This window comes from Pseudoalteromonas luteoviolacea (genome assembly GCF_018100925.1).
In the GTDB taxonomy this organism is placed as follows: domain Bacteria; phylum Pseudomonadota; class Gammaproteobacteria; order Enterobacterales; family Alteromonadaceae; genus Pseudoalteromonas; species Pseudoalteromonas obscura.
The window spans coordinates 47,537-71,787 of sequence record NZ_JAGJEH010000015.1; the positions used below are offsets into that span (position 1 = coordinate 47,537).

Sequence of the window (24,251 nt, forward strand, 5' to 3'; positions counted from 1 at the left end):
GTAATTTTATCTTACCTAGTTAAGGATGGGAATAGAATGGATCAGTTACTAGCGCTCGACAAAGAGGATATAAGGACAGGAATAAATAGTTTTGTGCATGATCTGTCCGCTCAGAAGCAAAGCGGGTTGGCTTGGGTTAAAGGTCACATAAAAGAGATCAATGAATGGGTAGACAGGGATGGTGTGGCATTGCTACGCGGATTGAACATCGTCAGTACCAATCAATTTAGCACTATTTTAGAAACCATTTTTCAAGAGCCTTTGGCCCAATATATTTATCGTTCGTCACCGCGAACAGCACTGAGAAACAATATTTATACCACCACAGAATATCATGCTGATCAGGTGATATTACAACACAATGAAAATGCTTACTCTAATTGCTGGCCAATGAGAATGGGGTTTTTCTGTGTGGTGCCAGCTAAAACGGGAGGTAATACGCCCCTTGCAGATAGCCGTGCCGTCTATCGACAGCTACCTGTTGCACTGCGAGACAAGTTTGAACGGCTCGGTGTGATGTACGTGCGCAATTATGGGGAGATAGACTTGCCTTGGCAAGAAGTCTTTCAAACGCAAAATAAAGCTGATGTTGAAGCATATTGTTGGAAAAACGACATTATCTTTGAGTGGAAATCTGACAATCATTTGCAGACACGGCAAATCAGACCTGCGGTAGCAACGCATCCAAAAACGGGTGAAAAAGTTTGGTTCAATCAGGCACACTTATTTCATTGTTCAAGCATTGATAATCAACTTCCTGAATCGATGCGTGAGAGTATCGGAATGGACAATTTACCGCGTAATGCTTATTTCGGTGATGGCAGTGACATTGATGCCAGCGATATAGCAACTATCAATGAGGTCTATCAATCACTGACCTTTGCTTATCAGTGGCAGCGCAATGACATTATGCTGCTCGACAACATGCTGTATACACATGGTCGAGAAGCGTATACAGGCACCAGAAAGGTGCTGGTAGGCATGGCAAAAGCGGCATATGGCTAGGTAACAGGCTATATGTACGATTTTCGTGTCGAGAACGGGTTTGTTAGTAGTAAAGAAGTTGGCAAAGTAATTAAACAAAGCTAGGGAAACACACAATGAACGGGCTTTATCAGCAACAACTCAAGGTAGTATGCCTATGCTGTATGAGTTTACTACTAACCTCTTGTTTTAAAAATAGTGTGGCACAAGACAATACAATCACGGCTGAGCAGATTGAAAAGTTTAAAGTCACAGTGAGTGACTACTGCGATAAAATGGTCTTTTTTGGCAGTATTTACATAACCTCAGGCGAAGATGTGGTGTATGAGACCAATTGTGGTCCACAAAACATTCAATATGATGTCGCCAATACTTCTGATTCTAAATTCCGCATTGGCTCCAATACTAAGGAGTTTGCAGCTGCTATTTTACTGCGCACGCTGGCAGGTGAGGATCTACACAGCAAAACGATCCGCGACTACTTACCTTGGTATCCAGACAATCAGTGCGCGGATGTTTCGCTGCACAATTTATTGAGCATGTCGTCGGGGATCAATGATTATAGCGCGAACCCGGAGGTGTTTTTAAATTGGGGTTGGCGGCCCTATTTATACAATGACGTAACAAATTTAAATGGACCTGAGGGGTTTAGCAATCGCTTTTGTACATGTAAAGAGCAAGATAATAAACCGAGCTTTGAGCCAGGTTCTAAATTTGACTATAGCAATTGTAACTATTACATAATCGGTAATATTCTCGAGCAATTAGCTGCGGGCAAGCAAGGTCAGATCGACTCAAACTTTTATTTTAGAAATATCGTGAAAGAGCAAATATTAGACCCGCTCAATATGCAAGACAGTGGCACGTTCAATGCCATTGGTATAGTCGAGAATATGACTACTGGGTATGTATTTGACCAAAACCAGTATTTGCCGCTTACCACTGGACGTCCACCAGAAACAGGTGGTCCAGCACCGTATGAAAATATCTTTAAAAACCCTTACAGCAATCCATTGGTGCTCTATTCGGCGGGCGATATGTACTCTACAGTGAAAGATATGTCTAAGTGGGACCAAGGCTTGTATGGGGATACGATTTTAAATGAAGCACAAAAAGAAATGGCGTTTGCGCCTTATCAAAATACCCAAAGCGAAGACGAATGTGAATACTTTGGCTACGGTTGGTTTGTGACGTATATCGATCCGAATCAGTACGGCAAAGTGCCAGATTGCCCAGATGACCCAACTAGTACCAATTTGAACAAATATGAAAAGTTTTTACAGTACTCTGGAAGCTACCCATATTCATGGGTGACGAGCTTTTCACGATTGTTAGAGCGTGACCAAACTGTGATGGCCTTTAGTAATTACAACAAAACTGGCTATGAGTCTGATTGTATTGCAGAAGAGCTTCGCAACATTATTTTTTATAACGATCGACATCGTACTGAACAGTGCCAAGGTGTATTGGATGGCACGATAAATTAAATGAAGTAACAAAATAAGAATAAGGCTGCCTGCGGTAGAGTGTTGGGTGTAGTGTGTCTCTGTGCTTTTGTCGGCCTTAAAGAAGCGAATTTCTGCTTTTTCACATGAAATTGCAGTGATAAGGGCAAGTAAATGCAAAGTTTAATGATGTTTAAACACTTCGCATGAACTTGGTGGGTTCACAACTGTTTAAATCTACATCATAGAGGATGAATTATGACAGCGACAAAAACAGCAAAGGACGACAAGGCAAATGAAGCAAATGCTTCTGCTACGGAGCCGCAAAGCACTGTAGTTCAGGCAGAAGACCGAGCAGCCGTGGCGCAGATCATTGTCGACAAGTACTCTAAGTGGTCGTTTGGTTCTGGGTTAATCCCAATTCCAGCGGTTGATTTAGTGGCTTTGACGGGCATTCAAATGAAGATGATTGGCGAAATTGCCAATGTGTATGGTCAGTCATACAGTGACAATAAATTGCGTGGCACGGTCAGTGCTGTGATCGGTGGGTCATTTCCGCAAACGCTTGGTGGAGCTGGGTTAAGCAGCTTCTTAAAAGCGGTACCGGTAATTGGCACGCTGAGTGCAATCGCATTTATGCCTGTAGTGTCTGCCGCATCTACGCACGCAGTAGGCAGCACTTTCATTCGTCATTTTGAAAATGGTGGCACTTTGATTGACCTTAATCTTGCGAGCATTAAGGGCGATATTGCAGATATTGCTGCAAAATATCGTAAAGATAAGGGTAATGCCAGCACACAACCGAGCAATGCCACTGTGTAATCACAGTGGCTGAACCATAATAAACCAACAGGCTAACTGTTGGTTTATTTATCAACATTGGGCTTTTGAGGAGTACATTATGATAGTGGCATTGTATTTGGTGTTATGTATTTTATCAGGTTATTGGGGACGCAATACATTTGCCGGGCCTGTGGGCTTTTTTCTTATCTCATTGTTTTTGACGCCAATAGTTAGTTTATTGATGTTGCTGCTGACACAGGGCCGCAAGCCAGAGCAGGATGCTGAAGACGACTAGTTTTAAACCAAATTATGTGCGCTTGGCGATAAAACTCGCTTTTAGGCCATCGAGCCGATAACAACAATGATAAGAAAATCAAAATGGTATTATACGATTTAATCAGTCGGAATATAAAAATAAAGAAAAGGACTTTCGTGATGTTGGGCTGTATCTCTGGCCTTGCTAATGCGTTAGTCCTTGCCTTGATAAACAATGTGTCTGAAAACATTTCAGATATCCATAAAGAGAATCATATTCTCTATTATTTGGTGTTGTTTATCCTGACAATTTCAATTTACGGTCTGACCCAGCAAAGGCTGATGACTAAAGCCGCTAAAATGGTTGAAAAAGCCATTGATCGGCTGCGTGTTGAGTTATTTGAATGCGTGCGTCATACCGAACTGTCGACACTAGAAACCATTGGCAAAGAGCGTATTTTTAATACGCTGAGCAAAGAGTTACAAACCATTTCGCAGTCTGCGCAACTGTTTGTGATCATCGGGCAGTCAATTAGCTTAGTGTTTTTTACCTCCCTTTATATTGCCTGGCATTCCTTTGTGGCGTTTTTGGTGATCTCCATCCTAATTTTAATGGGAGCCAGTATTCACCGATTGCGCGCCAATGAAATTCAACGCAATATGCAGCTGTCTTTTGAAAGTGAAAACATGCTGATCCAGCGCTTGTCTGACTTGCTTGACGGGTTTAAAGAAGTAAAGCTCAGTGTTCCCCGCGCTGATGATTTAGAGCATGAATTTGTGATGGACTCAGCGCGGGCCAAAAAAGCCAAAACGACCACACAAACGTTATTTGCGACCGACTTTGTGTTATCGCAAATAACTTTTTTTGCTGCAACTGGGGCCATGGTATTTATTGTTCCGAGCTTGTCTCATGTGTATACCGATGTGGTGATAAAAGTAACCACTGCATCGCTGTTCTTAATTGGTCCAATTACCAGTATTGTTGGTGGGATCCCTATTTACACCACCGCCACCGAAGCTGCGCAAAATGTCCTGACGCTAGAGGAAGACTTAAAACGTGCCAAAGTGGACAATCGTCATCTCGATACAGACCATTTTTCTCATGTTCATGACTTTGAGGAACTCAAACTCGAAGGGACATATTACCAACACGGCCAAAAAGGCGGCGACAGACCGTTTTTTGTTGGGCCGGTTGATTTGACCTTAAAACGTGGCCAAGTCACTTTTATTACTGGCGGTAATGGCAGTGGTAAAACGACTTTTATCCGTATGCTTACGGGACTGTATGAGTTGCAAGGCGGGCAGATCCTCGTTGATGGACAACCAATCACAGATAATCTTAAAGAGGCGTATCGCAGCTTATTTACCGCAGTATTTGCCGATTTCCATTTATTCAAACAGCTGTACGGTATTCATCATACCAGCCAAGAGGAAATCGACGATTGGTTGGCATTTTTAGAGATGAACACCAAGGTTAAAGTGGTAGACGGAGCGTTCAGCAGTATTGATCTGTCATCGGGGCAGAGAAAGCGGCTAGCGTTATTAAGTACTATTTTAGAGAATCGCCCAATTTATATTTTCGATGAATGGGCGGCGGATCAAGATCCCATATTTAGGCGGAAATTCTATGAGCAAGTACTGCCTAAGCTCAAAGCCAGAGGCAATACGGTCATCGCCATAACCCATGATGATGCCTATTTCCACCTGGCAGATGTACACCTAAAAATGGTTGAAGGACAGTTAATGGAACACCATGAAGTTGAGGGTAAAGGAGTAACATCATGAACATCATTCTCCCTTCTGATATAACACTGACGATAATCATCAGTGCCATAGTGGCGATAATCCTATCTAACATCTTAATGCGCATACTGAAGCGCTACCAACCTAAACTCAGACGACGGATTTTATCGTGGCGCTTTCGCGCTGGCTTAACTTTGTTAGTCACAATTTTTATTGTGATTGCATTGATCCCGGTTATTTTTATTAAGGTCGACTCGGGTGAAGTTGGGGTGCTATGGAAACGTTTTGCGGGCGGTACTTATTTAGATGCACCGCTACATGAAGGAACGGTATTAGTCTTCCCTTGGGATACGCTGACAATCTATTCCAGTCGTTATCAAACCGCACATACCAATGTATACGCCATCACCAATGAAGGGTTACGCATTACATTGGACATTACGGTACGTTACCGCCCAGAGGTAGACTTTATTCCCTATCTACACAAGTTAGTTGGCCCAGATTATGTGGATGAAATCATTCTTCCTGAAGTCAGTTCAGGGGTACGTATGATAGTGTCTCAATACAATGCAGAGCAGGTATATGGCAATCAACGTAAAGAGGTACAAGAAGAGTTACTAGGACAAGTACTCAATGAGCTAGAGCTTAAAGAGAAATCCATGTTGCGCCAAGAGGCACAAATGATGGCGGGCCACCATCTTGTAAACCTAGATGATGTGCTGATAAAGCGAGTTGATTTACCTGATAAAGTTCATGGTGCGATTATCTCTAAGGTTAATCAAAACTACATTTTGGAAGAGTACAAAATGCGCGTCGAAGTTGCCAAAAAAGAAGCGCTGCGCAAAGAGGAAGAAGCCAAGGGTATTGCCCTATTCCAAGAGATGGTCAGCGATGGGATCTCTGAGGCATATCTTAAGTGGCGTGGTATAGAGGCCACCATTGAACTGGCAAAATCTAACAATGCCAAGGTGGTGGTCATTGGTAGCGGCAAAGATGGCTTGCCCCTTATTTTGAATACTGAAAGCAGCCTCACCCCTGCAAACAGCAGCTTTAAAGAAACTCACAAACCGGGTGAGTTAAAAGCTGAGTCAAATGCGCCGGATGAAACACACAGCAAAGACGGGTACCTAAACAGTGTCGATAAGTATGGTCATAAACTCAAACCTGATCTACGCCAGCCTGATAAAACCCTATCTGATAGGTCGCTGCAAACTGGCGAACCCATGGAGTATTTAAAGTAGAGACTAAAGCGCCTCTGGTAAAACAGAGGTGTTTTTATCTTTATTGCGCCAATTTAATTTATGAGTCATGGTTTAAGAGGCGATATACATATATTTAATTTATCAAAATCATGATTCTAAATAGCCTTTATGGTACTGCTAGTCTACTTTTAATTTAAGCAAAGTTACCCATAAAGGATGATTGTGAACAATAAATCAAAAATAATCTTCTTAGCTTTGTTTGGTACTCTATTTAATGTCACTGTATTTTTGCTCTTGAATTTTAATCAGGAGCAAAGTATCGAGAAAGATTATTATTTTGAGTCAGTACATGTGGTTTCAGCGCTAAAAAAAGAAGCTGCGTTAAACTTTGAGGTGCTCAGACAGTTACAGCAAATTTATTCAGAGTTTGGAGAAATATCTCCCGGTTCATTTTCTAATGTGACTCACTTTGCATTGGCAACATATCCGACTATTCAAGCGCTAGAATGGATCCCCAATATTTTGCACTCAGAGCGCGCAGAATACGAACTGCAACAGAGTACTATCTATACGGGGTTTCATATCAAACAGCGCAACGCAAGCGGCGAGTTTGAAAGGGTAGAAGAAAAAGAAAGGTATTTCCCGGTTGGCGTAGTGGAGCCTGTAGTGGGAAACGAAGCTGCTATTGGGTTTGATTTATCGTCTAGTCCAGCTAGAAGAGTCACCCTTGAAAAGTCAGCGCGTAAAAACCAAATGTTAGCGACTGCCGGTATAAAGTTGGTACAAGTTGAATCTGAAGACAAAGGGTTTTTAGTCTTTTTACCGGTATATGCGAAAAAAGGCGCAAAGCATACTTTAGCCAATGTGAAAGGTTTTGTACTGGGGGTATATCAATCGACTGATATATTGAGAAAATCGCTCTCTGATGCTGCCAAAAATCATTCTTCTGTCAAAATATTTGATCAAACCGATACTGCCAATCCAACGCTAATTACAAGTTATGCACCCGCTAATTTTACCCCATCTGATCACAAAATAAAGTTTCCACCACTTAATATTGCGGGAAGAAGTTGGGTGGTTGAAGCATCTCCATCACAGCAGTATATTGATGAGAATAAAACATTCACACCTATGGTTTCTGCCATTATTGGCTTTGTTATCTTGTTTGTTTTTCTCAATAGCTATTATAGAACGGTTAATTATGCACAGTCTGTTGAAGATGAAGTGAAAAAGAGAACAAAAGAGCTGGAGCAAAGCCGCTACTTTATCGAGTCACTAACTAATGCTGTGCCTGTATTGTTGGCCTATATAGATAAACAAGAAAAATACCACTTTGTAAACCAAAAGTACTTGTCGCTTTTTAATAAAAATATTAGTGAATTTACAAACGTAAATGTCGCTCAAATGATGAATGAAAAACAGTACTCGTTAATAAAACCTGATCTAGATAGAGCACTTAATGGTAAAGCGGCTGAGATTATCGAAGAGTTTTTCATAACAGGGAAACAATATTGGTTACGGATCTCCTTTACGCCAAAAGTTGATGATAGCACCAATGTTGAGGGGATATTTATCTCTATCGAAGATATGACTCAGCAGATCAATGACCGCAATCAAATGGAAGAGTATGCACAAAAAATAGAGTTTGACTCATGGGCAATTGAAGATGCAAGAGATAAAGCTGAAGAAGCTACCAGGCTAAAATCAAAATTCTTAGCCAATATGAGCCACGAAATTAGAACGCCCCTGAGTGGTGTAATGGGGCTACTACAATTGGTTTCAGATACTGAGCTTACATCTGAACAACATGAGTATATTGAACTTGCACACTCCAGTGCTAATTCGTTGCTGACGATTATTAACGACATTTTGGACTTGTCTAAAGTTGAGGCTGGTAGGCTTGAGATAGAATCTCGGTCTTTTTGTATCTACGAAAAAGTAAAAGGGGTACAGCAAACCTATCAACTGCTTGCTCACGAAAAAGGTCTCGCATTTGAGTTTCAATCAAATCTGCAGCAAAAAGTTGAAATAATCGGAGATGAAGTACGGATCCTGCAAATTATAAATAATTTGATGAATAATGCGCTCAAGTTTACGAAAAGTGGAAAAATTAACCTGATTACAAATTTAATTGATCTAACCGGGCGGGATGCAAAACTTGAGATAAAGGTATCGGATACTGGCATTGGGGTTGATAAGCACTTGTTAAGTAACTTATTTGATGCATTTGAACAAGCTGACAGCTCTACATCGAGAGAGTTTGGTGGAACAGGGTTGGGGCTAACGATCAGTCGTAAACTAGCTGAGTTAATGAATGGTAATATTACAGTTGAGAGTGAGGTGGGGGTTGGAACTACCTTTACATGTACCTTAGCGACAGAGATGAGCCAAAATCAAAGATCAAATGAGCCTGCGACAGCAACGCAAAAAATCACATTGTTTGATGGAATAACGGGCTTGATTGTAGAGGATAATCCAGTCAACCAAATGATCGCAAAAAAGGTGCTAGACGGTTTGGGCGTTGAAACTGTTATTGTGGGTAATGGTCAAGAAGCACTAGACGCATTAAACAGCGCAGGAACCCATTTTGATATTGTGTTTATGGATTGCATGATGCCGATAATGGACGGTTACGAAGCGAGTCAGCTGATAAAAGCTGATGATCATCTCTCTTCTATACCTATCATCGCGATGACAGCAAATGCGATGCAAGGCGACCGAGAAAAGTGCATAGCAGCTGGTATGGACGAATATATATCCAAGCCATTAAACAAGCATGTTTTGGAAGCAGTTTTGCAAAACATATTTCAATCGTCAACACGGTAGTTCGAATATCTGGAGTTGATATTACGAAGAAACTTAGACAATCTTGGCAAAAAATTTTTAATAAGTGCGATTTTAAAGGGAGTTATATGCTCTTGATATTGAGAAAACCATAGAAGCGATAGTAAATGAACAGCTTGGAAAAAATGGTGGCCCCACCTGGACTCGAACCAGGGACCTACCGATTATGAGTCGGGTGCTCTAACCAACTGAGCTATAGGGCCATTTTTTGTGATTGTGTGTAAACAATCTTATGAAGCGCTGGCAGTATATGAACTTTTTCGTCGCTTGTCACTAGGAAAAACTGAAAAATATAACTTATCTTGTTCAATTGATTAATAAAAACGCAAAAAGTCATGGTTAGGTCGGGTCAAAGAAAACAAAAAAGCCGGTAAATACCGGCTTTTTTACTAATACGTCAATTACAGACCGAGTTTCTTCTCTAGATAGTGGATGTTTGTTCCACCATTTTGGAAGTTTTCGTCTGCTAAGATCTTTTTGTGTAGCGGTGTATTTGTTTTGATACCGTCAATCACAAGTTCGTTTAACGCATTGCGAGCACGTGCGATTGCAACGTCACGGTTCTCACCATAAGTGATTAATTTACCGATCATTGAATCGTAGTGTGGTGGTACTGTGTAGTCAGCGTAAATGTGGCTGTCCCAACGAATACCTAAACCACCAGCAGGGTGGAAACGCGTGATCTTACCTGGAGACGGGATGAACGACTCTGGGTCTTCAGCGTTGATACGACACTCGATAGCGTGACCTTTGATCACAACATCATCTTGTGTGATTGATAAAGGTTGACCCGCAGCAATTTTCAGCTGCTCTTTGATTAGGTCAACACCTGTAACCATTTCAGTTACTGGGTGCTCTACCTGAATACGTGTATTCATTTCGATGAAGTAGAATTCGCCATTCTCGTATAGGAATTCGAATGTACCTGCACCGCGATAACCGATTTCGATACATGCACGAGTACAACGGTCACCGATGAACTTACGCATTTCTGCTGTGATACCCGGTGCTGGCGCTTCTTCAACTACTTTTTGGTGACGACGCTGCATTGAACAATCACGCTCACCTAGGTGAATCGCATTGCCTTGACCGTCAGCAAGTACTTGTACTTCGATGTGACGTGGGTTTTCTAGGAATTTCTCCATGTAAACCATGCCATTGCCGAAGAACTGCTGCGCTTCAGTTTGTGTCAGTGCAATTGAGTCTAGTAGCTCTTCTTCTGAGCGAACAACACGCATACCACGACCACCGCCGCCGCCTGCTGCTTTGATGATAACAGGGTAACCGATACGCTTAGCGATTTGCACGTTGCGCTCGTTGTCTTCTGTTAATGGGCCGTCAGAACCTGGTACACAAGGTACGCCAGCTTTACGCATTGCTTCGATTGCAGAAACTTTATCACCCATTAAACGAATAGTGTCGCCCTTTGGACCGATAAAGATAAAGCCGCTTTGTTCAACTTGGTCAGCAAAGTCAGCGTTTTCTGATAAGAAACCGTATCCTGGGTGGATAGCAACAGCGTCTGTTACTTCTGCCGCAGCGATAATGCGAGGAATATCTAGGTAACTCTCAGCCGCAGCTGGTTTACCGATACAAATTGTTTCGTCTGCAAGTAGAACGTGTTTAAGGTCACGGTCAGCAGTAGAGTGTACTGCAACCGTTTTAATCCCAAGCTCCTTGCAGGCACGCAATACGCGAAGTGCAATTTCACCTCGGTTTGCAATGACTACTTTATCTAACATAGTGTTTGCCTTCTTGGGAATTATTCGATGATGAATAGTGGCTGATCAAATTCAACTGGCTCGCCGTTTTCAACTAGGATAGCTTTAACAGTACCGGCCTTGTCAGATTCGATCTGGTTCATCATCTTCATCGCTTCTACGATGCAAAGTGTGTCGCCAACGTTTACTTTTGTGCCAACTTCAACGTAAGCCGCAGCTGTTGGAGAAGACGCTGAGTAGAAAGTACCAACCATTGGAGACTTAACTTGGTGGCCTGCAGGAGTTGCGGCTTCTGCCGGTGCGTCAGCTGCTGGCGCGGCAGCCGGAGCAGCTACAGGAGCTGCTGCTGGTGCAGGAACAGCGAATTGCTGAGGCTGAGCCATAACAGGAGCACTGCTGTGACGATTAATACGTACTGACTCTTCACCTTCGGTGATCTCTAGCTCTGCAATACCTGATTCTTCTACTAGTTCGATTAGTTTTTTAATCTTGCGAATATCCATAACTTGGCCCGCCTGTTAGTTAATTTGAGTTATCTTGTTTGCGCAACTGGTCAATCGCTGCCATTAAAGCAGCTTGATAGCCAATTGCACCTAATCCACATATGACGCCTTTCGCTACATCCGAGAAGTAGGAGGTATGTCGAAATGGCTCACGTGCGTGCACATTTGAAATATGCACTTCATAAAATGGGACGCTAATACTGAGCAAGGCATCGCGTATGGCGATACTCGAGTGTGTGAAAGCCGCTGGATTGATGATAATACAATCCACTTCGCCGTAATGGTCATGGATGGTATTGATCAGCTCTGCTTCACTGTTGCTCTGAAAATGAGTCAGCATCACATTATGTTGTTCTGCGCACTTTATAAGTGACTGCATTATTTCCGCTAAGGTCTGTGTGCCATATTTATCTGGCTCGCGTCGGCCCAACATGTTCAAATTTGGACCATTAAGTACTAAAACCTTAAAATTTGCTGACATAATGCGTGAAATTCCTTTAAATGGGAAATAACGAGACTTTTCGTCTTTTACTTTGTCTAACTTAAGCGCTTGCGCCTTAAATAGCAAATATTTCTCACGTTCGTGAACTATTATAGAGTGTTCGAGGTAAATAGCAGCAAAATACTGGTCTAATCAGAGATAAAGTACAGCCTATTTGACTTAAATATTCAAATAGGCTGTGGGTAAAGGGGAGGATTAGTAATAGTTACGGACTTTTTGTAGGTGCTTGGCAAAGTCTTCCGCACTCATAAAGCCAGTTACGCGTAATTCAGGGATCTCTTTTCCGTCTTTGTCGAAGAATAGCATGCTAGGTAAACCAAACACAGTAAAGTACTCCATGATCTCGAAAGTGGTGTCGTTACTCTCTGTAAGATCCAGCTTCAACAGTTCAAAGTGTTGGAACTCTTTTTGTACTTCAGCCTCTGGGAAAGTGTACTTTTCAAACTCTTTACACGCCACACACCAGTCAGCATATAAATCAACGACCGCAATTTGCCCCTGCTGATTTGCTTTAGCGACTTCGCTATGTAGTCCATCAAGTCCTTCTATCAATCTAAACTTTTTCTCTTCGACAGGGCCTGATGCAACGCTTATTTGTGTCACAGGTTGTGGGAAAAGGACTGACTTACCCATGAAAAAGGCGCTGACAAATAAGGTCATCGACAGTGCCCATAAAAATGTTTTCCCTTTGCCTTGCGTTTGTGCGCTCTGCCAATAGTGCAGATAAAGAGCAGTGGCAACGGCAAGGACAGAGGCTAGCATGACGATAATATCGAAATCCAAGATGCGCTCTAACAAAATAAGTGGCACAAACAGCATCAAGAAACCAAATAAGGTCTTAACTTGCTCCATCCAGCCGCCTGCTTTTGGCAGTAATTTACCGCCTGAGGTGCCAAGTAATAACAGTGGCAAGCCCATACCTAAGCTCAGTGCATACAAGGTTAAGCCGCCAACTAGGAAATCACCACTTTGCGCTACATATAACAGCGCCGCGGAGAGAGGGGCTGTGGTACAAGGGCTGGCAATAAGGCCTGATAATACACCCATCATAAACACACCGGTGTAATTACCTCCTTTTTGCTGGTTGCTGATCTCAGTAAGTTTACTCATCATGCCGCTTGGCAGGCGCAGTTCAAACCAGCCAAACATGGCAAATGCTAAAATCACAAATAAGATACTAAAACTAATAAGTACCGCAGGGTGCTGAATGTAGCCTTGAATATGGCCGCCAAAATAGGCAACCACAAGACCGAGTGCCGCATAGGTCACGGCCATACCTTGTACATAAACAAATGACAGTGAAAACGCCTTTTTAGTCGATAGGTTGCTTTGACCGGCAATGAGGCTCGACAAAATAGGGAACATCGGAAACACGCATGGTGTAAAAGCCAGCAGCACGCCCACTAAGAAAAATGCGCCTAAATTGGCGATAAAGCTTTGCTGGGCAAGTTTTTCACTGAATGATAAATCGCCGTCGTCACTATTGTTGAATGTTTTTGGTTGTGAACTGGGTTTAACAGTGTTTTGTTGTGCTGACTCCCTTTCTGTGTTGTTGGTTGGATCACTAGCTGCGCCAGCTAAGGCTGTGAGCGGGATCTCAATGATCTCAGGTGGGTAACAGAGCCCGGCTTCTGCACACCCTTGATAGCGAATTTTTACCACTGCGTTTTGGCCAATATTCGAGAGTTTAGAGACCACAGAGAGCTCATCAAAATATACTTCGGTGCGACCAAAGAATTCATCTTCAATCATTTTACCGTCGCTTAACTCAGGCACCTTGATGTCGGCATCTTTAGCAATAAATTCGAGCTTGTGTTTATAAATATAGTAGCCCGGAGCGATATCCCAACCAGTAAAGAGCACGGTGCCTTGCTGGTCAAAATCAAACTGAAATGCTTGATCAACCGGTAAAAATGTTTGTTGTTTTGGTTCGAGTAAACTGTCCAAAACTGTGTTATTGGCCGAAGCCTGAAAGCTGCCAATCAGCAGCAGCGATATAAAGGAGAATAACAGCGTCGTCAGTCGCATTAATTTAGTACCTCTTCCATCCAGTTAAAATATTGCTGCGAGCCTGCTGTTACCTCAATCACTTGGACTTCGGGCACATCGTAAGTGTGCTCAGCTTGTATCGCTGCAATGACTTTACTAACCAGTGCGGATTTTGTTTTGACTAGTAGTTTAACTTCTTCATCTTGTGTGACTTTTCCTTGCCACACGTAGATTGACTCTATTTTAGGCAAGATGTTCACACAAGCGGCTAATTTATTTAAAACTAAATGCGCCGCGATATGGCGGGCATTGTCTTGACTATCACAAGTTGTCATAACCATTCTATAGGGGGTACTCATCGTGTTATTGCCGACAAAATTAGTTGTGCCCATATAGTAACGAATGACAACCGGGATCCCAAGGTGTGCTCGTTGAGTTGCATTAAGATACTCTGAACTTTCAATCTCAGTTTTGCTCTAAAGAGCATTCTTGAGAAAAACCGAGACAGCAATATAAGCCAGAGTGCGATTAGATGCTGACTGTAAGCTTGAAAATAGACCAGACAAGCCATACATCTATTTCAGTTTATTTGGAGAATCTATGTTTAAAGTTCTTTTTTTGTTATTTATCGTTGTACCCATTGTTGAAATTGCATTGCTGATCCAAGTCAGTGACGTCATTGGTGGGTTTGCTACTATCGCCTTGGTGATCGCCACTGCTATTCTAGGTGCAAAGTTGGTAAAACAGCAGGGACTCGGCGCATATTCTAATGTGCAAAAGCAAATGGCATCTGGCCAGTTGCCTGGACAAGATTTGTTTACAGGGTTATGTGTCATTATTGCAGGTGTATTTCTAATGACGCCCGGGATCATGACAGATGCAATCGGTTTTATGCTGTTAACACCAGCGATCCGAGGAAAAATTGCCAAGTCATTAATAGAGCAAGCGAGTGTAAAAATGCAAAGCTCTGCTCACGGCAGTATGTTTGGCCAAGGTTTTGGTCAACAACATTCACATCAAGATACTCAAGCACCTTTTGAAGAGCAAAAGTTTGACCCATTCGAGCGCAAAGCACCTCAGTCGGAATCTCAATCTTCAAACACCATTGAAGGTGAATATCAGAGAAAAGATTAAAAATTTTTAGTTTTTTCACTTGGGTTTTAAATATCCACCCCCATCTAGAATTGCAAGTTAAGTTTTAATCCAGAGAGTCGCACTTCAAGTCACATTTGTTGGCAGCGGCTCACTCTGAGTAGAAAGATTATTTCTGTCATTGTTCAGAAAAGTTAGGAGAACTAAATCTATGAACATTCGTCCTTTACATGATCGCGTTATTGTTAAGCGTCTAGAAGAAGAAACTAAATCTGCTGGCGGTATCGTATTGACTGGCTCAGCAGCTGAAAAATCAACTCGTGGTGAAGTTGTTGCTGTAGGTAACGGCCGCGTTTTGGACAGTGGTGAAGTAAGAGCACTAGAAGTAAAAGCAGGTGACACAGTGCTTTTCGGCTCATATGTTGAGAAGACTGAAAAGATCGAAGGTCAAGAGTACCTGATCATGCGTGAAGACAATATCCTAGGTATTGTTGGCTAAGCATTAGCTTGTAAAAAAACAAAGTAGCTTTTAACGAAAAGAATTTAGAGGAATAAAAACATGGCAGCAAAAGAAGTTCGTTTTGCAGGTGACGCTCGCACTAAAATGCTTCAGGGCGTAAATGTATTGGCTGACGCAGTAAAAGTAACACTGGGTCCTAAAGGTCGTAATGTTGTACTAGACAAGTCATTCGGCGCACCAACTATCACTAAAGATGGTGTATCTGTAGCGAAAGAGATCGAACTTGAAGACAAGTTTGAGAACATGGGCGCGCAGATGGTTAAAGAAGTTGCGTCAAAAGCAAATGATGCAGCAGGTGACGGTACAACTACAGCGACAGTACTAGCACAAGCAATCGTAAACGAAGGTCTTAAGTCTGTTGCTGCAGGCATGAACCCAATGGACCTTAAGCGCGGTATCGACAAAGCAGTTGTTGCAGCAGTTGAAGAGCTAAAAGCGCTTTCTGCTCCGTGTGCTGATACAAAAGCAATTGCACAGGTAGGTACTATCTCTGCAAACTCAGATAAAGAAATTGGTGACATCATTGCTGAGGCAATGGAAAAAGTAGGTCGTGAGTCAGGTGTTATCACGGTTGAAGAAGGCCAATCTCTAGAAAATGAACTAGATGTTGTTGAAGGTATGCAGTTTGACCGCGGTTACCTATCACCTTATTTCATCAACAACGCTGAAAAAGGCCAAGTTGAACTAGATAACCCACACATTCTACTAGTAGATAAGAAAGTATCTAACATCCGTGAACTACTTCCTACACTAGAAGGTGTTGCTAAGACAAGTAAGCCACTACTTATCATCGCTGAAGACCTTGAAGGTGAAGCACTGGCGACGCTAGTTGTGAACAACATGCGTGGTATCGTGAAAGTAGCAGCCGTTAAAGCACCTGGTTTTGGCGACCGTCGTAAGGCAATGTTACAAGATATCGCTATCCTAACTGGTGGTACTGTGATTTCTGAAGAAATCGGTCTAGAGCTTGAAAAAGCAACACTAGAAGACCTTGGTACTGCTAAGCGCGTTGTTATCACTAAAGACGACACGACAATCATTGATGGTGTTGGTGAGCAAGCAGCTATTGACGGCCGCGTATCACAGATCAAAGCACAAATCGAAGAAGCAACTTCAGATTACGACAAAGAAAAACTACAAGAGCGCATGGCAAAACTTGCTGGCGGTGTTGCAGTAATTAAGGTTGGCGCAGCAACTGAAGTTGAAATGAAAGAGAAGAAAGACCGCGTTGAAGATGCACTACACGCAACTCGCGCTGCGGTTGAAGAAGGTGTTGTACCTGGTGGTGGTGTTGCACTAGTGCGTGTTGCTAGCAAGATCGCAGGTCTTGAAGGTGAAAACGAAGACCAAAACCACGGTGTTAAAGTTGCACTACGTGCGATGGAAGCGCCTCTACGTCAAATCGTTTCAAACGCTGGTGACGAAGCATCTGTTGTTGTTAACTCAGTAAAAGCTGGCGAAGGTAACTATGGTTACAACGCGGCAAACGGTCAGTACGACGACATGATTGAAATGGGTATCCTTGATCCGACTAAAGTAACGCGTTCTGCACTTCAGTTCGCAGCATCAGTAGCGGGTCTTATGATCACAACTGAAGCTATGGTTGCTGAAATTCCTAAAGATGAGCCAGCTGCTGCACCTGATATGGGTGGCATGGGCGGTATGGGCGGTATGGGCGGCATGATGTAATCATCCTTTAGCCTAAGCTAATACTGAAAAACCCAAGCAATAGCTTGGGTTTTTTATGTTACTGATTTAGCACAGCTCGTTGGTAAAATGACGCTGTCTCAAGACAGACCATTGGAATTTGCTCTCAGAGAGTATCATGGGATCGTTTATAGTGATAAATACCTAATCACTTGTCTGTAATGTCACGAATCTGTTGAAGTGACTCAAGCTGCTATAAATCCAAGATTTCTTCTTGATAGCTGCGATTAAATAGCTCAAGACTCCAACTTTGTTACATCAATAAAGCCAAGCTTTATACACTGTTCAGTGGTCAAACTCCTACCGTACTTGATGCCAATTCTGGCTTATGGTACCTATTGAATTTGTATTGGCATTCCCCATCTAGGATACAGCTCAACACGCATAAAAAATGTATCAATCACTTCGTCATCAGGCTGTGGTTTATATCGAGAGTAATAAACGCCGCGACTAAATCCTGCTTCGTTACAAGCAAATCCCACGCTGACTTCAAACCGTGCTCGTAAGTGCTTGACCCAAGTTCTGCGCCTTCTGATATTGATAGAAGCTCTATCTATGAGTTGTTTCAGTTTATGTAGGGGATGCACTTTCATCTAAATCGAGCCGAATAAAAAACATATGTGAGATAGGCATAAACTTTGCTTAGTCTGTATTGCCACTAATAGAAGGATTTATACAATGAAGGTTCAAAATCAATCGCTTGTATATAGTCAGCAACAAGTTCAAGCTCAGCAAACTGTGTCTGGTGAAAAATTAGGCAAAACATTGCCACCATCTCCGGCGGCAAGTGGTCATACGGAAAATGATAAATTTGACTTTACTAATATGACGATGAAAGAGCTTTCTCAAGCATCAAAGGCTTTGTATGACGAAGGTGTGCTGACTTTGGGGCAACATGCCTCACTTTCACTGCATTATACTGCGACGGCGACAGGGCTGAATCAGGGAGATGGAGAAGTTTCCTTGAGTGCATTATCTAAAGCTGAAAATGAGAAAGTAGATGTCATTGCAATGCAAAAAGAACGACTAAGAGAGGCCACTGCGAACGGTGCACCAGCCTCTCAAGTTGCGTTCTCCAAAGAGCTTCTCCATACACTAGAAGCTTATCATTTTGGAGGTGCGGGGAGATTCCACGCAAGTGCCTGACTATCGGATATACAGGCGATCATCTTCTTGGTTGTTTGGAAAGTTTATCGAGCGAGCACTGGCCGTTGCTGTTCCCGAAGTGAATGTGCCAACAGAGTACTTCCAAACAACTAAATAGCCAACAACACTGCTGCCTGAAGTGACCGGATGTGTATCAATTACTGATAGTGAAGAACCATTCAGTTTTGCTATACGAGACGACGGGTTCGCGTAGCCGATCTCGCGCGTTAAAATATATACTTCCCTTCCACCATGGTCTTGTGTGGTGGAAAACGCATTTGGAGCAATACCTTCCCATTGCGGGTAGTTCGAAGAAATAACCCCTCTGATCTCAAAAGAGCTCAGAGGCGCAGCCGGAGCCATAATGTGAACAGAGCCGGATTCGTTTATCATTGTCTGATAGCTTGTGTGTGTGTCTTTAATTTCTTGGATAAGGGAGTTTTTATATTGTTCAAATTCCCAGGTATTAGAGGCATTGTTGAGTAGTTCGCTACTTTGCGCAGCCATTGATGCACCAAACATTGAAGTAAATAGTACAACGTTCTTTAAATGTTTCATTTTTCATGTCCTTTTGTTTATTTGTTGAACAAAACACTATCTATAATATGGATATGAGTCAATGGGTTAAAAAGTGGGCATGTTGATTCTGAGAGCGGGCTATTTTATTTTTATAAATATGATATGTTGCGGAAACTAATTTGATTCACACGTTTATTTTTTGTATTTCTCAACAACAAACTCTGAAATACCTAAGCATGAAGTATATATAAGGTATCGACATTGCCTTTCGAATGTCTCATTTAGATAGTATAAGTTGTCGTCTGGGTAAGCAGAGCGACTGATGTTTTTTCTTGCTGTAGAGCTGATGAGAGCAAGGGAAAGTTGCTAAGTTTTTAATAGTACGAAATTAGGGTTATTCACAAAAACCTCTCGCCATCACAGGTTTTATCCTCAGAAATAAAATGTTCATTTTTTTCGAGATGAGTTTTGTTATTCGGGTTAAGAGTACGTTTACTATTGAGCTCCTGTGTTAGGGCGTATTTTTGAAATGTTGTTGACCTTGAGCTCTAGTTCACAAGGTCTTGCTCTGATCAGAATAAATGCGCTTTTTACCTACTCAGTAACAACTCTAAAGATTAGGCCTACTGATCAAGTACCAGCTCTGCTAGTTCTTTTTTGGCATTAATGCGCAGTGATATGAGTGCATGTGATTGGCGTACATCGGTAAGGTAATCGAGGTTTTTTGGCAGTTTTCCGATCACTTTAAATTGTTTGTTACCAAGTTCATAGTGCCATAACTCATATTGTTCATTGATACCATATAGGCGTTCTCCATCAAGTATAAATCGCTTGTCACTGCCTTGATTTATTAGTGTCTCTATCAGGGTATCTTCAATGGAGCCTGATTGCCAAAATCTATCCAATTTGTCAGTGTAGATGATTTTCCCTGTGGCATTTTTTTGCGCCCAGTTTACAGGTGTATCTCTCAGCTCTGTATAAGATAGGTTTGCTAAATCAAGTTGGGCAAATTTGAGTAAGCCGCCAACCCGGATATTGGCCAGTGCAGTTTGAGCGCCACTGTCCCAGTGGAAAAGTTGATCAATCGGGAAGGGGAATGCAAAGTGCTGGCTGTTTCCGTTGAGGTTAATTTGATAGATTTCCTTCGCTGAATTGGCTAACAGGCTTTGTCCATCTTGTGCCCAATAAAACCCATCAATATAGCTATCCATAGCAAAATGTGAGAGCTGCTGAGTGGTTTTCCCATCACTTATCCAAACTTGGTCGATACCAGAGCGCTGTGAACTAAAGGCCAGTTTACTGCCGCTAGGCTGAAATATCGCGCTGTCTTCTGCAGAAATAGAACGCTCGATAATATTGTAAACCTTACGATGATTGTCGTGCATTGGGTCTTGAGCTGCGCTTTCAAGTTCATCCAGTGGCACCGAAGCAATGTCACTGTCGTAGAAGCCTTTGGTTACGAGGATACGGTTGCCACTGGGGTGAAAGTTTGGTGACCCCATAGGCTCATCGAGAGGAAGACTCACATTATCAATTTGACCATCGTAAGAAAGAGTAAATAACTGCCTACCAGTGCTGAACAAAAGCTGCTCATCAAAAGGGGCAAAGTTAGGATAAATAAAACGGTATTTTGCAATTTCACTTGGATAGTTAATAGCGACTTTTGAGTGGACCCCTCCGTCTGGTGACAGGATTTGCAGATGGTACTCTCCCTGCGTATTGACGCTGGTGAGGGCGATAAGATCTTCTGAGGGTGAATAAGCAAATTGAATGACGTTGTCATCAAGGGAGCCGTAAATTTTTTGGCTTTGTTGGGTATCCAAGGCGTAACTGATCAGTTGCCATCTATTTTGATGTTGTTGCAGCAGTGCAAGTTGATTGCCCTTCATCCACTTAGGTGAGCGGATCCGAGAGTTTTTGCACTCCATGAGGGTTTTAGGTTGTTGTGGCGAGACAAGCGACTTTTCAAAGTCGAGACTCATTAGTTTGTAACACTGCTTTTGTGTAACTGGTTGTCTGCAATCTTGCTCTTGTACAAAGTAGAGTGTGCGGCCATCTTCTGAAAAAGTATGCCTACCGTGTGAGCTTAGACTTTGTGTTAATTGATACTCCGCCTGAGTACCTGTATGTTTTGCCCATATATTGTTAATACACATGCGTTCTTCATAGCGATGAAAAACTACGTACTCGCCATTTGGTGAGTATATCCCGGCATTTTCCCTATCATCGGTTGCTGTCAAAGCCGTCAGCTTGGCGACCGATAAAGAAGTGGGCTGCGGCTTAAGAAAGGCAATAGAGGCGCCAATTGTAGTAAATAGCAGCGCACCAAATAATAAGATTTTTTTGCTGTTTATAGGTTTGGCATTCAGACTGTCTTTTGCATGTACCATTGGCTCATTTGATTGAATTGCTGTGTTTAAAGGTTCCGTTACTGTTGACGCATCGGTTTTTTCACCCCACTCAACTTTAGCCTCTAAGCTGTAGCCTTGTTTTGCATGAGTTTTAATTACAACTTGTACTTTACCATCGTCGCCGAGTGCCTTTCTCAGTTGGGCAATACTACGTTGCAAAGTATTTGGGGATACAATGGTATTTTGCCAAACGCTGTCGAGCAGCATGTCTTGGCTGAGCACTTCTCCTTGATGTTTTGCTAAGACCGTAAGCACGGCTAGAGCTTTTGGTGCCAGAGTTTGGGTATGATCTTGGTGTGAAATTTGGTTTCTGGACAAATCGATATAAAAGTCGCCTACCCAATACTGTTGTTGCATAGCCCTTCCTACTGATAGTCAGCAATTGTTGTAATTATCTTAACTCGTATAAAGCAAGGTTAACATACGCATTTGATAGTTAAATATCAAATCATAACCGATTGAAAATTTTGCTATTTTATTTTTCATTGCAAAGTCAAAGAGACGTCAGCAAGACATCAAGCATCTCGTTCCAAGTGCGTTAATCTCATCATCGAGTTAGTCAAAGACACGCAGTGGGCAAGCTAAAAAGCGGCTGTTTTAGTCGAGCTTACTTAGTATAAATAACGAGGAATAATGATGAAAAAATATATGCTGACAGTGATATACATGATGATACCGCTGATGAACATACAGGCAGCGGAGTTTGAATCGTATACCATGCCGAGAACGCAAGTTGTGCCAATCACTAATTCAGTCAACGGCGGCCAGTATGAGTTATTGGTCAAGCTACCTGAGGAGTATGGACAAGATCCAAAACGTCGCTACCCAGTTGTTTATTTCACCGACGCGGTATGGCAACTTGATCTGTTGTCAGCGGCAACCACATTTTTAATGGATGAAGTTATCTTAGTTGGCATATCTTGGCAAAAAGACATGCCTAAGATCAATGGTGAGGCCGCAGCGCCACATGCCAGTCGATTTCGAGATTATACGGTCACGCCTTCATCGGATCAGGCTAGGCAGGCAAAATATCATTTTGGCCAAGCTACAGAACATTTAACTTTTATTCGCAAAGACGTTTTTAAGCGGGTTGACGCACTCTATAACACCAAGCCAAATCAACGTGCCTATTTTGGTTATTCACTTGGCGGTCAGTTTGGTATGTATGCATTGATTGCACAGCCAGATACTTTTAATCACTACATATTGGGTAGCCCAGCTCTTGGCGGCAGCGTGGATTACTTAAGCGAACTACTGAGTAAACAGAAGCAGCTACACGCAAATGTGTTTATTTCATATGGCGACCAAGAGCCGCGACTGAAAAAGCATGTTGATAAACTGATATCCAAGTTGAATGACCATAAACAGGGCCAGCTGTCTTTGACACATGAAGTAATGGATGGTGATCACTCTCAATCTGTACCCATGACAGTTGCCCGTGGCGTGACATGGTTATCAAATCTATAAGAAACAGTTTTCAGCACTGATAAATGCGAGTGTATAGGAGTGGCTTATGATATCTCCCATTAATTTAATATCGAAAAGGTTATTGATTGTATTAAGTTGTTTGTTGGGCCAGAGCGCTGCAAATGCCTCTGTGGTGGTGGGTACATCAATTGCACCAAAGGCTGCAGAGGCGGAGAAACAACTGCCATTATCAGAATTACCTAGCTTGGAAATGCCCTACATTAGCTTTTTACCAGAAAAGTTAAGTGACGGTATTCAAGTCGGCAACTTTGGCAGCACTCATGGCGATAAAAAAAAGTTGAAAAGATTGGCTGAGGAAATAAGCGCCCAAAAACTAGGTAAGTACGATAGCTTTTTGGTGGTGAGGGGCGACGAACTTATTTTTGAGTCTTATTATTTAAAGGGAAGAGTTGATCAACCTCACCGCCAAGCATCCGTTACTAAAGCAATACTGAGTTTGGCTATTGGCCGAGCTATCGCACTAGGCCATCTCAAAATGGCAGATCTACATAAACCTATTGTGTCATTTTTTAATGATTTGAACTCTAGCCAACTTACTTCAGGGGTTAATAGCATCACATTGCATCAAGCTTTAACGATGCAATCAGGGTTGCGCATAAGGGATGAGCTATCGCCTGTGCCTAGTGCGCAATTGGCTCACAATCAATTGCAAATATTGTTGTCATCTACATCGCCAATTGACCCCACTAACCGTACTTTTAACTATCAAAGTGAAGATCCAGCGTTGGTAATGCTGGTACTCAACGCGGTGGTGCCCAATGGCGCTAACGCTTTTATCGAAAAGGAGTTGTTTCATCGATTAGGGATCTTCAACTACCGGTGGCGTGAAGGTGACGATGGTTTACCGATAGGTGCATATGGGTCCGAGCTAACCTCAAGGGATATGGTTAAATTGGGGTTGCTAGCGAAGTCAGAGGGAGAGTGGCAAGGAGTGCAATTGATCCCAAAAGCGTATTTGTCTAAGTCATCAAACAAAATTGTGGCACTTAAAGAGAGCGATATATTTTTTACAGGAAAACACGTAAAGAACCCTAGCTATGGTTATTTTTGGTGGCAGGCTGATATGTTAGTTGCCAATATGCGCTATTTTACTCGGTCCGCTCAAGGAGGTGGTGGACAGTATATTGTTGTGATAGATGATTTAGATTTGATAATAGTTACAACAGGTCATGAGCGAAACGAACAAACAATGAAGATCATTGCTACACGGGTGTTGCCTATTTTTATAGCAAGTGAGTGATAGGACTCAATGAGCTTTCTTTTTTTAAATGAACTATTTATTTTTAAATCGCCGCTTCCTAAGTGTCTAGATTTGACAGGTTATATTTTATTCAGAAAAAGTTGTGGTTTTAATAAGGTATGATCGTTTGTATTTTGTTTTTAAAATGGGTACTTTG

Annotated in this window: 21 protein-coding genes and 1 tRNA gene; 13 read left to right on the top strand and 9 right to left on the bottom strand. The window is 42.3% G+C overall.

Annotated elements, in window-relative coordinates:
* Positions 1-36: 36 nt before the first annotated feature.
* The 7 genes from J8M00_RS24375 (at position 37) to J8M00_RS24405 (ending at position 9,238) form a co-directional block, all read left to right on the top strand.
* Positions 37-1,005 carry a TauD/TfdA family dioxygenase gene (locus tag J8M00_RS24375; RefSeq protein ID WP_211013012.1) on the top strand — a complete coding sequence of 323 codons (969 nt, stop codon included), beginning with the start codon at positions 37-39 and terminating at the stop codon, positions 1,003-1,005.
* Between the two features lie 143 nt (positions 1,006-1,148).
* Entirely contained in the window at positions 1,149-2,471 is a 1,323-nt protein-coding gene (locus J8M00_RS24380; protein WP_247687548.1) for a serine hydrolase domain-containing protein, read from the top strand.
* A gap of 216 nt (positions 2,472-2,687) precedes the next feature.
* The gene (locus tag J8M00_RS24385; protein ID WP_211013014.1) at positions 2,688-3,251 is read left to right on the top strand and encodes a YcjF family protein; all 564 of its coding nucleotides are present in this window, start codon (positions 2,688-2,690) and stop codon (positions 3,249-3,251) included.
* A gap of 79 nt (positions 3,252-3,330) precedes the next feature.
* The gene (locus J8M00_RS24390) at positions 3,331-3,507 is read left to right on the top strand and encodes a hypothetical protein (protein WP_023400712.1); all 177 of its coding nucleotides are present in this window, start codon (positions 3,331-3,333) and stop codon (positions 3,505-3,507) included.
* Positions 3,508-3,647: 140 nt separating this feature from the next.
* Positions 3,648-5,252, top strand: coding sequence for a cyclic peptide export ABC transporter (locus J8M00_RS24395; RefSeq protein ID WP_023400711.1), 1,605 nt, complete (start codon positions 3,648-3,650; stop codon positions 5,250-5,252).
* Positions 5,249-6,451, top strand: a complete 1,203-nt coding sequence (locus tag J8M00_RS24400) for a prohibitin family protein (protein ID WP_211013015.1) — start codon at positions 5,249-5,251, stop codon at positions 6,449-6,451. The genes J8M00_RS24395 and J8M00_RS24400 overlap by 4 nt, the downstream gene beginning before the upstream one ends.
* Positions 6,452-6,634: 183 nt before the next feature.
* Positions 6,635-9,238, top strand: coding sequence for a CHASE domain-containing protein (locus J8M00_RS24405; RefSeq protein ID WP_211013016.1), 2,604 nt, complete (start codon positions 6,635-6,637; stop codon positions 9,236-9,238).
* Positions 9,239-9,382: 144 nt separating this feature from the next.
* On the opposite strand, the gene J8M00_RS24410 is transcribed toward J8M00_RS24405, so the two are convergent.
* The 6 genes from J8M00_RS24410 to cutA all read right to left on the bottom strand — a co-directional run bounded on the left by J8M00_RS24410 (position 9,383) and on the right by cutA (position 14,330).
* Positions 9,383-9,459: transfer RNA gene (locus J8M00_RS24410), tRNA-Ile, on the bottom strand.
* A 198-nt stretch (positions 9,460-9,657) separates the two neighbouring features.
* Positions 9,658-10,998, bottom strand: coding sequence for an acetyl-CoA carboxylase biotin carboxylase subunit (gene accC / locus J8M00_RS24415; RefSeq protein ID WP_023400706.1), 1,341 nt, complete (start codon positions 10,996-10,998; stop codon positions 9,658-9,660).
* A gap of 20 nt (positions 10,999-11,018) precedes the next feature.
* The gene (gene accB / locus J8M00_RS24420) at positions 11,019-11,480 is read right to left on the bottom strand and encodes an acetyl-CoA carboxylase biotin carboxyl carrier protein (protein ID WP_023400705.1); all 462 of its coding nucleotides are present in this window, start codon (positions 11,478-11,480) and stop codon (positions 11,019-11,021) included.
* A gap of 19 nt (positions 11,481-11,499) precedes the next feature.
* The gene (gene aroQ, locus J8M00_RS24425) at positions 11,500-11,961 is read right to left on the bottom strand and encodes a type II 3-dehydroquinate dehydratase (protein WP_211013017.1); all 462 of its coding nucleotides are present in this window, start codon (positions 11,959-11,961) and stop codon (positions 11,500-11,502) included.
* Positions 11,962-12,177: 216 nt separating this feature from the next.
* Entirely contained in the window at positions 12,178-14,010 is a 1,833-nt protein-coding gene (locus J8M00_RS24430) for a protein-disulfide reductase DsbD (RefSeq protein ID WP_211013018.1), read from the bottom strand.
* The gene (gene cutA, locus J8M00_RS24435) at positions 14,010-14,330 is read right to left on the bottom strand and encodes a divalent-cation tolerance protein CutA (RefSeq protein WP_036976846.1); all 321 of its coding nucleotides are present in this window, start codon (positions 14,328-14,330) and stop codon (positions 14,010-14,012) included. Before cutA ends, J8M00_RS24430 begins: the two co-directional genes overlap by 1 nt.
* A gap of 241 nt (positions 14,331-14,571) precedes the next feature.
* On the opposite strand from cutA, the gene J8M00_RS24440 reads away from it, so the two are divergent.
* The 3 genes from J8M00_RS24440 to groL all read left to right on the top strand — a co-directional run bounded on the left by J8M00_RS24440 (position 14,572) and on the right by groL (position 17,272).
* Complete coding sequence (locus J8M00_RS24440; protein ID WP_211013019.1) at positions 14,572-15,105, top strand: FxsA family protein; 534 nt, start codon at positions 14,572-14,574, stop codon at positions 15,103-15,105.
* A 169-nt stretch (positions 15,106-15,274) separates the two neighbouring features.
* A complete protein-coding gene (locus tag J8M00_RS24445) occupies positions 15,275-15,562 on the top strand; it encodes a co-chaperone GroES (protein WP_023400700.1) in 288 nt (95 codons plus the stop codon).
* Positions 15,563-15,622: 60 nt separating this feature from the next.
* Entirely contained in the window at positions 15,623-17,272 is a 1,650-nt protein-coding gene (groL, locus tag J8M00_RS24450; RefSeq protein WP_211013020.1) for a chaperonin GroEL, read from the top strand.
* A 353-nt stretch (positions 17,273-17,625) separates the two neighbouring features.
* On the opposite strand, the gene J8M00_RS24455 is transcribed toward groL, so the two are convergent.
* On the bottom strand, positions 17,626-17,883 hold the full coding sequence (locus J8M00_RS24455) for a hypothetical protein (protein ID WP_211013021.1): 258 nt from the start codon (positions 17,881-17,883) through the stop codon (positions 17,626-17,628).
* Between the two features lie 85 nt (positions 17,884-17,968).
* Between J8M00_RS24455 and J8M00_RS24460 the strand changes: the two genes are divergently transcribed.
* Complete coding sequence (locus J8M00_RS24460) at positions 17,969-18,436, top strand: hypothetical protein (RefSeq protein WP_211013022.1); 468 nt, start codon at positions 17,969-17,971, stop codon at positions 18,434-18,436.
* Here J8M00_RS24460 and J8M00_RS24465 read toward each other — a convergent pair whose 3' ends face one another.
* On the bottom strand, positions 18,437-18,994 hold the full coding sequence (locus J8M00_RS24465; protein WP_211013023.1) for a DUF4879 domain-containing protein: 558 nt from the start codon (positions 18,992-18,994) through the stop codon (positions 18,437-18,439).
* Positions 18,995-19,578: 584 nt separating this feature from the next.
* Positions 19,579-21,723 (bottom strand): winged helix-turn-helix domain-containing protein, encoded by a 2,145-nt coding sequence (locus J8M00_RS24470; protein WP_211013024.1) that lies wholly within the window; start codon positions 21,721-21,723, stop codon positions 19,579-19,581.
* 276 nt (positions 21,724-21,999) lie between these two features.
* Between J8M00_RS24470 and J8M00_RS24475 the strand changes: the two genes are divergently transcribed.
* Both J8M00_RS24475 and J8M00_RS24480 read left to right on the top strand, forming a co-directional pair.
* Positions 22,000-22,833 (top strand): alpha/beta hydrolase, encoded by an 834-nt coding sequence (locus J8M00_RS24475; protein ID WP_247687550.1) that lies wholly within the window; start codon positions 22,000-22,002, stop codon positions 22,831-22,833.
* Positions 22,834-22,879: 46 nt separating this feature from the next.
* A complete protein-coding gene (locus J8M00_RS24480; RefSeq protein WP_211013025.1) occupies positions 22,880-24,094 on the top strand; it encodes a serine hydrolase domain-containing protein in 1,215 nt (404 codons plus the stop codon).
* The last annotated feature ends 157 nt before the right edge of the window (positions 24,095-24,251 follow it).